General features: G+C 68.4%; 12 protein-coding genes. 5 read left to right on the top strand and 7 right to left on the bottom strand.

Translation table 11 applies throughout. The annotated features are described in order from the left end of the window. Nucleotides 1-50: 50 nt before the first annotated feature. Nucleotides 51-962, top strand: coding sequence for an alpha/beta fold hydrolase (locus F6B43_RS01620; protein WP_246159744.1), 912 nt, complete (start codon nucleotides 51-53; stop codon nucleotides 960-962). Here the strand turns inward: F6B43_RS01620 and F6B43_RS01615 are convergent. Together F6B43_RS01615 and F6B43_RS01610 are read right to left on the bottom strand one after the other, a co-directional pair. Further along, nucleotides 959-1,501, bottom strand: coding sequence for a gamma carbonic anhydrase family protein (locus F6B43_RS01615; protein ID WP_150447192.1), 543 nt, complete (start codon nucleotides 1,499-1,501; stop codon nucleotides 959-961). The genes F6B43_RS01620 and F6B43_RS01615 overlap by 4 nt on opposite strands. Nucleotides 1,502-1,525: 24 nt before the next feature. Next, nucleotides 1,526-3,670, bottom strand: a complete 2,145-nt coding sequence (locus tag F6B43_RS01610; protein ID WP_150447191.1) for an acyltransferase family protein — start codon at nucleotides 3,668-3,670, stop codon at nucleotides 1,526-1,528. A 147-nt stretch (nucleotides 3,671-3,817) separates the two neighbouring features. Here F6B43_RS01610 and F6B43_RS01605 point away from each other — a divergent pair, with 147 nt between their 5' ends. Then, entirely contained in the window at nucleotides 3,818-4,315 is a 498-nt protein-coding gene (locus F6B43_RS01605) for a Dps family protein (RefSeq protein WP_150447190.1), read from the top strand. 48 nt (nucleotides 4,316-4,363) lie between these two features. On the opposite strand, the gene F6B43_RS01600 is transcribed toward F6B43_RS01605, so the two are convergent. From F6B43_RS01600 to F6B43_RS01580, 5 genes are all read right to left on the bottom strand, one after another. Then, on the bottom strand, nucleotides 4,364-5,860 hold the full coding sequence (locus F6B43_RS01600) for an amidohydrolase (RefSeq protein WP_150447189.1): 1,497 nt from the start codon (nucleotides 5,858-5,860) through the stop codon (nucleotides 4,364-4,366). Next, on the bottom strand, nucleotides 5,857-6,510 hold the full coding sequence (locus F6B43_RS01595; RefSeq protein ID WP_150447188.1) for an FMN-binding negative transcriptional regulator: 654 nt from the start codon (nucleotides 6,508-6,510) through the stop codon (nucleotides 5,857-5,859). The genes F6B43_RS01600 and F6B43_RS01595 overlap by 4 nt, the downstream gene beginning before the upstream one ends. A 140-nt stretch (nucleotides 6,511-6,650) precedes the next feature. Continuing rightward, the gene (locus F6B43_RS01590) at nucleotides 6,651-7,634 is read right to left on the bottom strand and encodes an Fpg/Nei family DNA glycosylase (RefSeq protein WP_150447187.1); all 984 of its coding nucleotides are present in this window, start codon (nucleotides 7,632-7,634) and stop codon (nucleotides 6,651-6,653) included. Continuing rightward, nucleotides 7,634-8,176 (bottom strand): ribose-5-phosphate isomerase, encoded by a 543-nt coding sequence (locus tag F6B43_RS01585; RefSeq protein WP_150447186.1) that lies wholly within the window; start codon nucleotides 8,174-8,176, stop codon nucleotides 7,634-7,636. Before F6B43_RS01585 ends, F6B43_RS01590 begins: the two co-directional genes overlap by 1 nt. A gap of 22 nt (nucleotides 8,177-8,198) precedes the next feature. Next, nucleotides 8,199-9,389: a ferrochelatase gene (locus tag F6B43_RS01580; protein ID WP_425486810.1), complete on the bottom strand. Its 1,191-nt coding sequence runs from the start codon at nucleotides 9,387-9,389 to the stop codon at nucleotides 8,199-8,201. A 176-nt stretch (nucleotides 9,390-9,565) separates the two neighbouring features. Here F6B43_RS01580 and pepN point away from each other — a divergent pair, with 176 nt between their 5' ends. From pepN to F6B43_RS01565, 3 genes are read left to right on the top strand one after another with little or no spacing between them, the layout of a single operon-like run. Further along, nucleotides 9,566-12,109: an aminopeptidase N gene (gene pepN, locus F6B43_RS01575; protein WP_150447184.1), complete on the top strand. Its 2,544-nt coding sequence runs from the start codon at nucleotides 9,566-9,568 to the stop codon at nucleotides 12,107-12,109. A gap of 52 nt (nucleotides 12,110-12,161) precedes the next feature. Next, the gene (locus tag F6B43_RS01570; RefSeq protein ID WP_150447183.1) at nucleotides 12,162-13,073 is read left to right on the top strand and encodes an ABC transporter ATP-binding protein; all 912 of its coding nucleotides are present in this window, start codon (nucleotides 12,162-12,164) and stop codon (nucleotides 13,071-13,073) included. Continuing rightward, nucleotides 13,070-13,882, top strand: coding sequence for an ABC transporter permease (locus tag F6B43_RS01565; RefSeq protein WP_150447182.1), 813 nt, complete (start codon nucleotides 13,070-13,072; stop codon nucleotides 13,880-13,882). The genes F6B43_RS01570 and F6B43_RS01565 overlap by 4 nt, the downstream gene beginning before the upstream one ends. Nucleotides 13,883-13,938: the final 56 nt, after the last annotated feature.

Below are 13,938 nucleotides of genomic sequence, written 5' to 3'. Positions count from 1 at the left end.
GGGCGCGTTCGCACGACACGGCGGAGCGGGCCCCAGGGAAGGTGGTCGCCATGGTCAAGAATCCCGAGAAGGCCTCGTACCAGCACCGGGGACGCATGCATCCGCGCCGGCCCGCGTCCACCCTGGCCGAGCGGTGGACGATGGTGGACGGCGTCGACATCTTCTACCGCGAATCGGTCAATCCCCCGGATGCACGGGTGATCACGCATCTGCACGGATTCGGTCTGTCCGGCCGATATCTTCTCCCGACGGCCGAACTGCTCGCCGACGAGTTCCACACCCTCGTTCCCGACCTCCCTGGCTTCGGCCGGAGCGCGAAGCCGCGGAATGTGGCCCTCGACATTCCGGATCTCGCCCACGCGGCCGCCCGCTTCCTCGACGCGAAGGACATCGCAAAGACCAGCCTGGTGGGCAATTCGATGGGGTGCCCCGTCATCGTCGAGTTCGCCCGCCGCTACCCCGAGCGCATCGACAGGGCGGTGCTGGTCTCGCCCGCGGGAGGCCTGCACAATCAGCCGCTGCGGCGCGCCGTCGGGCAGCTCGCGAGAGACGGCGGTCGCGAGCCGCGCAAGATGGTCGGGGTCGCGACCCCCGACTACCTTCGATTCGGCGTGCCGAGCACGTTCAAGATGTTCCGGGCACTCACCCAGTACCCCTCCCTGCAGCGCCTCCTCGAGCTGAAGGTGCCGACACTCGTCGTGCTGGGGACGAGGGATCCCCTCCTGCCGGGGCCGGCCCGCATTAAGGAGATCGCGGCCCAGGACGAGAACCACGTGCTGATCGTGGTGCTGGACGGCGCCGCGCACGCCATCAACTTCAGCCACCCGGCGGAGCTCGCCCACGTGATCAGACTGTTCATGGACGACAGGCCGATCGTCGATGTACCCGGTTCTCCGCGCACCCGGATCATCGAACTGCACCGCGGAGCCAATCACCCCGAGGCGAGAGAGGAGAAGTCTTAGCCTTGCGCGGCCACCGCATCGCGGTGATTCGCCGTGTGCGTCCGATAGATCTGCGCATTGCGCAGCAGTCGCTGCTTCTCGTCATCGCTGAGTTCGCGCCGCACCTTCGCGGGGACGCCGGCCACGAGTGACCCGGGCGGCACGATCGTGCCCTCCAACACGACCGCTCCCCCGGCGACAAGACTCCCCTCGCCGATGACAGCACCCGACAACACGACGCTGCCCATCCCGATCAGAGAGCCGTCGCCGATGGTGCAGGCGTGCACGACGGCGTTGTGCCCGACCGACACGTTCTCGCCGATGACGACGGGCTGCCCTGCGTCGACGTGTACCGAGACATTGTCCTGGATGTTGCTGCCCGCGCCGATCGCGATCGACGCGCTGTCGGCGCGGAGGACCGCGTTGTACCAGACGCTCGCACCCTCCGCGAGCCGGACATCCCCGATCACGCGGGCACCCGCCGCGATGAAGGCGGTGGGGTGCACCACGGGCTCGAGCCCGGTGACGGAAAGGACGGAAGAGTCGGGGTCGATCGTCATGACGGGATCCTCTTCATAGGGTGGTCAGGGTTTCTGGGCGGCGAGGGCGGCCTTGATCGCCGCGGTGTACTGGGGCGCGAGCGTGTCCACGAACGACACGGTCAAGTGGTCCTGGTCGCGGTAGAGGTTGGCACCGCCGACGACGGGGAAGCACGTCGTGTCGTCGCAGAACACGTCGGTGAAGTCGAGCAGGGTCACGCCGTCGACGCCGGTCGCGGCATCCCGCAGCGGGTCGTCCTCCGTCAGAAGATCGGTCCGGGCTCCTGTGCAGTCGGCGGCGTCGCGAGTGCGGAGGCACTTGTTCGGATCGGTCTCCCACGCGGGATTGTCGACGACGGTGATCACGGGGATGCCGCGATCGAGAACCTCGTTCCACGCATCACGGTAACCGGCGACCGCTGCCGCGTGAGAAGAGTCGTAGCCCGCACTCGAGTACGGCGTGCTCGAGATCGCCGCAGTGAACACAGCGTCGAGCGGAGCATCCTTCATCGCGGCCGTCACGCCGTTGCGCCAATCGGTGCACGCATCCCCGAACGCGCCTGCGGTCGACAGGGGCGTCGTGTTCCACGGGCACGCGCCCTTGAAATACGTCGTCAGGTGCCACCCGTTCGCGTCGGCCATGCGCTGGAACGTCGAAAGCAGCTGATAGGCGTGACTGTCGCCGACGAGTGCGATGCGCGGTGCGTTCGGATCGCTCGATCCGAACTCGCACGATACCGGCCTCGAATCGTTGAGCTGCACGAAGCACTGCTCGTCGGTCGGGCGATCCGCGCCCGCGAAGCCGGGTGCCGGAAGGACGGTGGTGCCGAAATCGGTACCGGCGCACGACGGGTCCAGAACGACCGCTCCCCCGAAACACGCGGGAGGATCGGCCCGAAGCTGCTCGATCGCCTGTACGCCCTCGCGGTAGGCGGGCGCGTTGATCGCCCACGCGGCGCCGGCGGTCCCGGCCACCAAGACCATGGCGGCGAGCGACGACCAGAGTGTCACCCGGGCGCGTCGCGAGGTGAGCACCTTCCACGAGCGCGCGGGATCTTCAACGAACCGCTTGGTGAGCCACGCCAGGATGAAGCAGATCGCGAGCAGCGCCACCCGATGGTAGATCGTGAGCCCCCAGAACGGTACGGAGGGCGCGATGATGATGAGCGGCCAGTGCCACAGGTACAGCGAGTACGAGATGTTGCCCGTGAACTGCGCCGGACGGATCGAGAGGATCCGGGTGGGGTACCACCAGCGCTCGGTGTTGGACGCCGCGATCACCGCGGCCGCCCCCAGAGCGGGGAGAGCGGCGGCGTAGCCCGGGAACGGCGTCTGCGCGTCGAACGTGAATGCCGTGTACAGCAGGGCGACGATGCCGGCCCATCCGAGCACGAAGCTCGCGACCGGGTTGCGCACGCGCAGAGCCGGTACCAGCGCGATCATCGCCCCGATCCCGAACTCCCACATCCGCCCGAACGTCACGAAATATGCGGGCGCGGGATTCGTGATCGTGAACGCGACGCAGAAGATGAAGGACGCCACGCTGACGGCACCGAGCCCGACGATCACGGCGGTGCGCCGACGGCCCTTGAACCACTTCACGGCGACCCATGCCGCCAGCAGCATGATGAGCGGCCACAGCACGTAGAACTGCTCTTCCAGCGAGAGCGACCAGTAGTGCTGCACCGTCGTGGGGTTTCCCGCGTGGTTCAGGTAGTCGGCCGAGTTGAAAGCGAGATACCAGTTCTCGACGTAGAACGTGGACGCGATGATCTCGCGCACCTCGTTCGGGAGCGCCGAGGTCGGCATCAGATACGCCGAGCCCGCCACGATCGCGCAGAACATCAGGACGAGGAGGGATGCCGGCAGCAGGCGCCGCGCACGACGTGCCCAGAACTGCGCCAGGCGCACCGAGCCGGTCGCTGTGAGCTCCCGCATGAGATGGCCGGTGATGAGGTAGCCCGAGATGACGAAGAAGACGTCGACTCCGACATATCCACCGGAGAGCCGGCCCGGCCAGAAGTGGTAGAGCACGACCAACAGGACGGCGATCGCACGCAGGCCCTGCACGTGCGGCACGAACCGCGACGGTTCGGCGTGCTCGGGCGAGCGGTCGGAGGGCTCGCGACGGACGGTCGCCGACGGGCTGCCGAGGTTCTGGGGGCCGAGCTCGTGGTCTGCGGATGGCACCCCTCGACGCTAGTCGGTGGTTGCCGCATCCCTGACATTTCCGCATGATTCCGCGTAGATAAGCCCAGCCTCAGCTTGCTTGCGGAATGTCACGGCGTGAGTAGCGTTATGTCCATCGCCATAAGAGACGAGCCACGGAGGCACATCATGACAGACACCGAGAATGTCTCACAGACCATTTCGCAGACCGCCAGCAACTCGGACGCCGTGACGGCCACCGCGCAGTTCCTCGCCCCGGTCGTCCTCGGCCTTCAGGCCCTCACGATCAACGGCAAGCAGGCGCACTGGCACGTCCGCGGCGCGAACTTCATCGGCGTGCACGAGCTGCTCGACACGGTCGTCGCACACGCCGGCGACTGGGCCGACCTCGCCGCGGAGCGCATCGTCGCACTCGGTCTCCCGATCGACGCACGACTGGCCGCTGTGGCCGAGAAGGTCGCGCCCACGGCCGTGCCGGCGGGCTTCACGAAGTCGGGCGAGATCGTCCGCGACGTGATCGCCGACATCGACAAGGTGCTCGCCGACGTGAAAGCCGCGATCGACGGCCTCGACGAGTTCGACCTGTCGAGCCAGGACATCGCGATCGAGATCATGCGCGGCCTCGAGAAGGACCGCTGGTTCCTCTTCGCCCACGTCGCCGAATAGAAGGACCGCACGAAGGCCCCCGGGGATGACCCGGGGGCCTTCGTCGTCTCAGCAGTGAGTGAGCCTGCCACCCAGGAGGGTCGCGCTCACGGTCATGGCACGCATCTGCGCGTCGTCCGCGGCGAGCGGATTCCGCTCGCACAGCGCCAGGTCGGCGATCGCTCCGGGCTCTATCCGCGCGCCGGCGGCCGATCCGCCATGGGTGGATGCATCGAGAGCGGTCGCCGCATCCACTCCCTGCTCGATCCGCCACGCCTCACGCCCCTCACGGGTGCGGAAGACGGCCGCCGCGATCGCCGCCCACGGATCCAACGGCGACACCGGAGCATCCGACCCGAACAGGACGTTCGCTCCGCTGTCCGCGAGAGCCCGGAGCGGGTACGCCATGGCGGTCTGCTCGGCCCAGATTGTGTCGGTCAGGTCGCGGTCGTCGATCGCGTGTTCGGGCTGCACGCTCGCACCGACGCCGAGCCGTGCGAAGCGCGGGATGTCGGCGTGCGCGACGAGTTGCGCGTGCTCGATCGTGCCCCACGCGCCGGTCGTGGCGAACGCGTCGAGCGCGTACGAGTTCGCGACATCGCCGATCGCGTGCACGGCGCATGCGAGGCCGGCCCCCGTCGCGCGCGTCATGAGGTCGACGAGTTCCGCGGGCTGCACGTTCAGCAGTCCGTGGTTGTGCGGATCGCCCGGATAGGCGTGCGAGCATGCCGCCGTTCGCGTGCCGAGCGAGCCGTCCGTGATGATCTTGAACGGCCCGACGCGGGCGAGATCGGATGCCGCGCCCCGCGCCGGATCGCCCGTCCGCAGTCCTTCGGCGATGGCCCGGTCGAGCGCGTCGGGGTAGATCCCGAACTCCACCCGAAGGGAATCGAAGCCGCCCTCGAGACGTCGCACCCACGCGGCCTCGTTCCACGCCATATCGAGGTCGACCAGACCGACGATGCCGCGGGACGCGGCATCCCGAGCCATACGCGTCACGAGGGCGTCGCCCACCGCCGGCTCGACCTCGTTCAGGCGCCGCGAGATCTCGAAAGCCGGGCCCTCGCGCAACAGCCCGGATCCGTCGGACTCGAACCCCTCGCGCCGGAGCGCCGCGGAGTTGAGCCACACGCTGTGGACGTCGGCGTTGATCAGGTAGGTCGGGGTCTCACCGGTCGCCGCGTCGAGCACGGGGAGGGTCGGTACGTCGCTCCAGAACGCGTCACGGAAACCAGTGCCGATCCGGCGATCCCCCGCCAGCACGGGGGCCGCGCCCATGATGGCCGCGGCGTGCGCGGCGGACGTGGCATGCCCCAGCGGCTCGCGCTGCGCCACGAGTGCCCATTGGACGACGTGCACGTGGTGGTCCCAGAGGCCGGGGATCAGCCACGCGCCGTCCGCGTGCAGGATCTCACCGCGAGGTCGGAGGTTTCCGGACGGCGCGATGTCGGCGACCACTCCCCCCTCGAGGAAGACGTCGACCGGCTGCTCGGAGAGCACGGAAGTGACCCCTGCCGGAATGCGGGCATCCGTGATCGTCGAGACGGTCTGACCGACCGCGGTCATATGCCCGGCTCCTGTCGACGCGCTGCCATCGCCTCGTGCGCGCGCCGCATCTCGGCGGCCAGGTCGGCGTTGGCATACGGGCCCGACCCGGAGAGCTCGGCCATCACCGTCTCGACGACGTCCGGGGTCTTGTTCTGACTGAGCTTGCGCTTCGCGACCACCTTGGTCGGCGTGAGCCGGAACCCGACGGTACCCCGCTCGAGTCGCTCGATGAAGGGGGCATCGTTCGGGCGCTCCCACATCATGCGCGGCTCGGGCATGGCGCCCTCGAAGCGGGCCACGAGCCTGTCGAGCACCCGCAGGTTCTCTTCGGGGGTGAGGACCTCGGGGATGCCGGTGAGGTGCGCCGACACGAAATTCCACGTCGGCACACTCGGCGCGTCGCCGTACCACCCCGGCGAGATGTAGCCGTGCGGCCCCTGGACCACGAGCATCAGTTCGCGTTCACCCAGTCCGTGGATCAGATCGTCGGGCTTGCCGACGTGACCGACGACCGTGAGATCGTCGCGGCCGTCGTCCAGGAGCACCGCGTAGTGCGAGGCCACCAGTCCGTCGGAGGTGTGACTGACCAGCGTCATCCACGGATTTCGATCGATCAGGCGGCGCAGTTCGGCGACGTCCGTCATCGCGAACGAGGGGTTCTGGCGCATCCCCTCAGCCTAGATCGCGGGTGCGGTCTCGATACGCTCGCAAGCTCGCTCCCCGACCCCGATGGGAGGAATCACTCCCGCTTGTCGAGGACGGAACGCCAGCGAGTGTGCCGGACGCGTTCGCACTGAGGTGAACCGGGTCACGCCTGGCAGGAGGGGCACCAATAGAGCTTGCGGGTCGCCATCTCTTCCACCACGATCTCGGTGCCGCAGACGCGACACGGAAGTCCGGCGCGGTGATACACCCAATGGCGATCGTCTCGGCTCGCCATCGCGGCCCGATAGGCGGCCGGATCCAGGTCGTCCATCGTCATCATCTGGCCGGTCTCGACACCGATCGACAGCAGCCGCACCCAATCGCGCCACAGATCGCGCACGACCTCTTCGCGCACATCGCGTCCGGGCGTATGCGGATTCTGTCGGGCGCGGAACAGGAGCTCGGCGCGGTAGACGTTGCCGATGCCGCTGACGACGCTCTGATCCATCAGGAGCTGACCGATCGGCGTGGGCTTGCGCCGCACGGCCGCCGTGAAGCGCTCCTCGCCCTCCGCGACGTCGTCGACGAGCGGGTCGGGGCCGAGCTTGGCGACCGTCGCCAGCATCTCATCGGGCGTCTGCAGCTCGCATGCCGTGGGGCCGCGCAAGTCGGCGCAGGTCGAGTCGGTCAGAAGTCGCAACCGCACCTGGCCGACGATCGGCGGCGGCCATTCCGGTTCCTGCTCGGGCAGCCCGGTGGTCTGCTCCGACATGCGGACGCGCACGCGGGCGCGCCGTGGGGCTCCGATCGAGGTGAGCGAGTTCTCCCCCGCCGAATCCAGCACGGTGCCGCGCTGGTTGGTCTGCCCCATCCGCCCGTTCGCCGACGCGATGGTCGGATCGACGACGATCTCACCGGCGAAGTCCCACGCGCCGTACATGCCCAGGTGCACCCGCAGCCAGAGCTCATCGTCGAACTCGAGGAACATCTGCTTGCCGACAGCCCTCACCTCGGTCGCGGTGCGGCCGCTGAGGATCGCGGCGCCCTCGGCGAATCGGCCCTGCGGACTCGACGCCGACACCTCGCGCCCGACGATGTTGCGGTCGAACTGCCGGGCGATCCGGTGGACCGAATGCCCCTCCGGCATCAGCCGGCTTCTGGATCGAACGCGTCGACGTCTTCGCCGCCGGTGGGCGCCGGCACGCCCGCGCGAGGGTCGGGCACGAGCGAGCCGTCGGACTCGAACGCGGCGATCTGGGCGATGCGCCGGACGTGGCGCTCCTCGTTCGAGAACGGCGTCGCGATGAAGCGGTCGATGAACGTCGCCGCCTCTTCGAACGTATGCTGGCGCGCGCCGATCGCGATCACGTTGGCATCGTTGTGCTCACGGGCAAGCTCTGCCGTGGCGATGTTCCAGACGAGGGCGGCACGGACACCGCGCACCTTGTTGGCAGAGATCTGCTCGCCATTGCCCGATCCGCCGAACACCACGCCCAGGGCCTCGACACCGGCCTCCTGGTCACGGACGACCGCCTCGGCGGCCCGGATGCAGAACGCGGGGTAGTCGTCGAGCGGCTCGTAGTCCAGCGGCCCGTGGTCGACGATGTCGTGGCCGGCCTCGGCCAGGTGGTGCTGCAGCTGAGTGGAGAACTCGAGGCCCGCGTGGTCGGTCGCGATGTGGATGCGCATGGGGTCGATTCTAGGGATCGGGTCAGGGAAGGATTCCCGCGGCGGCGGGTTTGAAACCGGCGCGCACGTTCTCGCAGCATCCGGGTCGGCAGACGTCGAACCACGGTCCGAGGCTCGTCACGTGCGGACGCTCGGCCGTGGGCGTGCCGTGCAGGCGCTCCTCGACCAGGTCGATGAGCCCCGACACGTACGCGGGGTCGACTCCGGGGGTCGGGGTCCGCACCGCGCGGAGGCCCGCTTCGGCGGCGGCATCCATCGCTTCGGTATCGAGGTCCCACAGCACTTCCATGTGGTCGCTCACGAAGCCGAGCGGCACGATCGCCACAGCTTCGACTCCGTGCTCCGGGAGCGTGGCGATGACATCGCAGACATCAGGTTCGAGCCACGGCTGCGACGGCGGCCCCGAGCGCGACTGGAAGACGAGGTTCCATTCGATCGCCGCGGCGGCCGGGATCTCTTCCGCGATGCCCGCCATGATGTGGGCGGCGACGGCCTCGTGCTGGGCGGCGTACGCGCCTCCGGCGCCGAAGTCGCGGAAGTCGGCATCGCCCTCGCGCGGACCCGAACGCGCGGCATCCGTCATCGGGATGCTGTGCGTCGAGAAGAGCACCCGCACGGCCTGCGGCGGTAATCCCTCGTTCAGAAACCCTTGAACCGCCGCGCGGACGCCTGCCGCGAAGGGTTCGACGAACCCGGGGTGGTCGAAGAACTGGCGCACCTTGTCGATCGTGACGGGGTTGTCCCCTTCGCCGAGGCCCGTCTCGATGAGCACGCGCGCGTAATCCTCGCGGTACTGACGGCAGCTCGAGAACGAGCTGTACGCGCTGGTCGAGATCGCCAGCAGGGTGGTGTGACCGGATGCCGCGGCATCCGTCACCGCTTCGTCGAGGTACGGCGCCCAGTTGCGATTGCCCCAATAGACCGGGAGCTCGATTCCCCGGCGGTCGAGCTCGGCCTCGAGCGCCGACTTGAGCGCGCGGTTCTGGGCGTTGATCGGGCTGATCCCGCCGAAGTGCCGGTAGTGGTGTGCGACCTCTTCGAGGCGTTCGTCGGGGATGCCTCGGCCCCGCGTGACGTTGCGCAGGAAGGGGATCACGTCTTCCTGGCCCTCGGGGCCGCCGAAACCGGCGAGCAGGATGGCGTCGTAGGCCACCGGAGTCTCCACGTGCGCGGCGCCGCCGCGGGCTGCCGCTGAGGCGAACCGAACCTCCACGCTCGAATCGGTTCCGACGGGGTGGGTCTGATCGTCCGGTGCGCTCACGGATCCATCCTGACACCGACCGGGGACCCGAGGCGCCTGTCGGGGCGCTGTCGTAGGCTTGTCAGGTTGTCGCCGGCGCCAGCAGCGCCGTACCGCGGCATCCGACCCTCACCCTCGGGAGCAACTCAGTGCCTGGAGAGAACCTCACCCGCGTCGAAGCCCAGCAGCGCCGCGCGATCGTCGACACCCACTCGTATGAGGTCGCGCTCGACCTCACCAGAGGTGACGAGATCTTCGGCTCACGCACGGTGGTGCGGTTCGCCGCCACCGAGGGCGCGGACACGTTCATCGACCTGATCTCGGGTTACGTGCGCACGATCACCCTGAACGGCCGCGACATCCCGGTGTCGGCACATGTCGATTCCCGGATCGCCCTGAACGGGCTGGCGAGCGAGAACGAGCTCATCGTCGACGCCGATTGCAGCTACACGAACACCGGCGAGGGCCTGCACCGCTTCGTCGACCCCGTCGACGGCGAGGTGTACCTCTACTCGCAGTTCGAGGTGCCCGACTCGCGCCGCATGTTCACGGTCTTCGAGCAGCCCGACCTCAAGGCGACGTTCCAGTTCACCGTCACCGCGCCCGAGCCGTGGCAGGTCGTCTCCAACTCCCCCACTCCCGAGCCGAAGAAGCACGGCGACGGCACCGCGACGTGGCGGTTCGAGCCGACCCCCCGGATCTCGTCGTACATCACCGCCTTGATCGCAGGGCCCTACGAGTCGACGTTCTCCGAGCTCACGAGCGCCTCGGGCCGCGTCATCCCGCTCGGCGTCTACGGCCGCAAGAGCCTGTGGCAGTACCTCGACGCCGACTACATCTTCGACAAGACGCGTGAGGGCTTCGCCTACTACGAAGAGAAGTTCGCCTACCCGTACCCGTTCGCGAAGTACGACCAGCTCTTCGTCCCCGAGTTCAACGCCGGTGCGATGGAGAACGCCGGGGCTGTCACGTTCACCGAGACCTACGTGTTCCGGAGCAAGGTGACGGATGCCGTCAAGGAGCGCCGCGTCGTCACGATCCTGCACGAGCTCGCCCACATGTGGTTCGGCGATCTGGTCACGATGAAGTGGTGGAACGACCTCTGGCTGAACGAATCGTTCGCCGAGTGGGCGTCGACGATCGCCACCGCTGAGGCGACCGAGTGGACGGCCGCGTGGACGACCTTCAACGCGATGGAGAAGACCTGGGCCTATCGGCAGGATCAGCTCCCCTCGACCCACCCCGTGGTCGCCGAGATCAACGACCTCGAAGACGTGCAGGTCAACTTCGACGGGATCACGTACGCCAAGGGCGGATCGGTTCTCAAGCAGCTGGCCGCCTGGGTCGGCATCGAGCAGTTCTTCGCCGGAGTGGCCGCCTACTTCGCGAAGCACGAGTGGGGCAACACCGAGGTCGGCGATCTTCTCGCAGAGCTCGAGACGACGAGCGGACGGGAGCTCGGCACCTGGGCGAAGAAGTGGCTCGAGACCGCGGGCGTCAACACGCTGACTCCCCTCATCGAAGAGGCTCCGGACGGCACCATCTCACGCTTCGCGATCGTACAGACCGCGCCGGCCGACTACCCGACGATCCGCCCTCACCGCCTCGGCGTCGGCTTCTACAGCCTGCGCGGCGACGCGCTCGTGCGGGTGCACCGCATCGAGCTCGACGTCGACGGCGACCGCACCGACGTTCCCGAGCTGAAGGGCATCGCCCGCCCCGACCTCGTTCTGCTCAACGATGAAGACCTCGCCTACGCGAAGATCCGCCTCGACGAGCGTTCGCTGCAGACGGCGATCGATCACCTCGGGGCGATCAGCGACCCCCTCGCCCGCTCGCTGGTCTGGGGTGCCGCGTGGGACCAGACGCGGGATGCCGAGGCATCGGCCAGCGACTATGTCGACCTCGTCCTGCGCAACATCGGGGCGGAGACCGAGTCGACGACCGTCCGAACGACCCTCGCTCAGCTGCAGCTGGCCGCGAACTCGTACGTGTCACCCGAGAAGCGCGACGCCACGCGGGAGAGGGTCGCCGACGGTCTGTGGGCGCTGGCGCAGAGCGCCGAAGCCGGTAGCGACAGCCAGCTCCAGTTCGTCACGGCCTTCGCCAGCGCAGCCTCGACGGCGCAGCAGTGGGAGCGCGTCCGCCAGGTGCGCGACGGTGAGGTGACCTTCGCGGGGCTCGACATCGACACCGACCTTTCGTGGCAGCTCCTTGTTTCGCTCGCCGCCGGAGGTGCCGTCACGGCGGCCCAGATCGACGCCGCCCAGGCGGCCGACAACACCGCGAAGGGCGGAGAGTTCGCCGCGCAGGCGAAGGCAGCTCTGCCGAACGCCGAGGCGAAGTCGATCGCTTGGGAGTCACTCGTCTCGCGCGACGACCTGCCCAACACGATCGTGCGCGCCGCCGCCCTCGGCTTCACCCAGCCCGCCGGCGTCGACGTTCTCGGCGAGTTCGTGCCGCGGTATTTCGACATGCTCCTGCCGGTCTGGAACTCGCGCACGTACCAGATCGCGGCGTACCTCATCACCGGCCTCTACCCTGCCGCGCTCGCCAACGTCGCCCTGCGCGACGCGACGCGTGCCTGGCTCGCGGCGAACGGCGAGGCGGCACCGGCCCTCCGCCGGCTCGTGAACGAGAACCTCGCGGGCGTCGAGCGCGCCCTCGCCGTACAGGAGCGCGACGCGCAGTAGATCCCCCTTGCGATGGACGCGGGACCGCCCGTCGTTTCCGTACGGTGGAGTCATGATCGTTGCAGAAGGACTCACGAAGCGGTTCGGCGATAAGACCGCAGTAGACGACGTCTCGTTCACCGTGCACCCCGGGAAGGTCACGGGATTCCTCGGACCGAACGGGGCGGGCAAGTCGACGACGATGCGCATGATCGTCGGACTCGACCGGCCCACCGCCGGGACGGTGACCGTCGGCGGAGGCGCGTACCGCACCCTGCGGTCGCCACTCACCGAGGTGGGGGTGCTGCTGGACGCGAAGGCTGTGCACACCGGCCGAACGGCCCGTGAGCACCTCCGTGCGATGGCCGCGACGCACGGCATCGGACGCGATCGGGTGAACGAGGTCATCGAGCTCACCGGGATCGGATCGGTGGCGGGCAAGCGCGCGGGGAAATTCTCGCTCGGCATGGGCCAGCGCCTCGGCATCGCGGCGGCACTCCTCGGTGACCCGCACACGTTGATCCTCGACGAGCCGGTGAACGGCCTCGACCCGGAGGGCGTGCGCTGGGTGCGTCAGTTCGTGCGCCACCTCGCGTCAGAGGGTCGCACGGTGCTGTTGTCCAGCCATCTCATGAGTGAGATGTCGCAGACCGCCGATCACGTGATCGTGCTCGGTCGAGGCAAGGTCCTTGCCGACGCCCCCCTCGCCGAGATCGTGCGCGCATGGACGCGGGCGAGCCTCGTCGTCCGCTCGCCCCGACTCGCCGAGCTGGCGCAAGCGGTCGCCGGCCCCGACGTCGTCGTCACACCTCTGGATCCCGGCGCAGCCGAGATCACGGGGATCACCGCCGCAGTGGTGGGAGACCTCGCGGCTTCGCTCGGCATCCCGGTGCACGAGCTGACGCCCCGATCCGGGTCGCTGGAAGATGCCTACCTCGCCCTCACCGGCGAGTCCGTCGAATACAAGACCAAGGAGATCGCATGACCGCCCCCGCCGCCGTCGCACCCGCCCCGACGACACGGTCGCGCTCCGGATCTCGCTACCGCCTGAGCTTCGCGCACCTGTTGAGCAGCGAGTGGATCAAGATCTGGAGCGTCCGCTCGACCTGGTGGGCGCTCGCCGTCGCGGCGGTGCTGTCGATCGGCATCTCGATGCTGATCGCCGCAGCCACCGCGAACTCGCCCTCACCGTTCCCCGCGATCAGCACGATCCTCCTCCCGACGCAGTTCACGATGCTCGTGGCGGGGATCCTCGGTGCGATCGTCGTCACCGGTGAGTACTCCACCGGGATGATCCGTTCGACGCTGACCGCAGCTCCGCGCCGCGGGGCGGTGCTCGTCGCCAAGGCGATCGTGATCTCGCTCATCGTCGCGATCACCACGATCCTCATCTACGCGATCGCGATCGCCGCGACGTCATCGATCGTTCCCCAGGGGATCGACTGGTCCGAGCCCTCGCAGTCGATCGTCCCGCTCATGTACGGCGTCCTCGCGATGGTCGCGTATACCTTGATCGGACTCGGCTTCGGATTCCTCATCCGCAACGGCGCGGGCGCGATCGCCGCGACGGTCGGCGTGCTGTTCGTGCTGCCGATCGTCCTCAGCCTCTTCTCCATCGCCGGCGAAGGGTGGCGCTGGATCGTCGATCTGACAAAGTACCTCCCGTCGAATGCGGGGGGCGCCCTCGCGACACCGGGCGCAGAAGACGTCGTCCCCTCGCTACTCGCCCTCGCGGGCTGGGTCGTCGTCCCCGTGGTGCTCGGCTGGCTGGTTCTCAGGTCGCGCGACGCGTAGTCCGATAACGGAGAGGAGTGCGTTTCTGAACACGTTCAGAAACGCACTACTCTCAG

The organism is Microbacterium rhizomatis, from assembly GCF_008710745.1.
In the GTDB taxonomy this organism is placed as follows: Bacteria; Actinomycetota; Actinomycetes; order Actinomycetales; family Microbacteriaceae; genus Microbacterium; species Microbacterium rhizomatis.
This window is presented reverse-complemented; position numbering and strand designations above follow the sequence as displayed.

Coding starts and splice junctions, on each gene's coding strand:
- F6B43_RS01605 (WP_150447190.1), top strand. CDS start 3,818: ATGACAGACACCGAGAATGTCTCACAGACCATTTCGCAGACCGCCAGC.
- F6B43_RS01620 (WP_246159744.1), top strand. CDS start 51: ATGGTCAAGAATCCCGAGAAGGCCTCGTACCAGCACCGGGGACGCATG.
- F6B43_RS01600 (WP_150447189.1), bottom strand. CDS start 5,860: ATGACCGCGGTCGGTCAGACCGTCTCGACGATCACGGATGCCCGCATT.
- F6B43_RS01595 (WP_150447188.1), bottom strand. CDS start 6,510: ATGCGCCAGAACCCCTCGTTCGCGATGACGGACGTCGCCGAACTGCGC.
- F6B43_RS01570 (WP_150447183.1), top strand. CDS start 12,162: ATGATCGTTGCAGAAGGACTCACGAAGCGGTTCGGCGATAAGACCGCA.
- F6B43_RS01585 (WP_150447186.1), bottom strand. CDS start 8,176: ATGCGCATCCACATCGCGACCGACCACGCGGGCCTCGAGTTCTCCACT.
- F6B43_RS01565 (WP_150447182.1), top strand. CDS start 13,070: ATGACCGCCCCCGCCGCCGTCGCACCCGCCCCGACGACACGGTCGCGC.
- F6B43_RS01590 (WP_150447187.1), bottom strand. CDS start 7,634: ATGCCGGAGGGGCATTCGGTCCACCGGATCGCCCGGCAGTTCGACCGC.
- F6B43_RS01615 (WP_150447192.1), bottom strand. CDS start 1,501: ATGACGATCGACCCCGACTCTTCCGTCCTTTCCGTCACCGGGCTCGAG.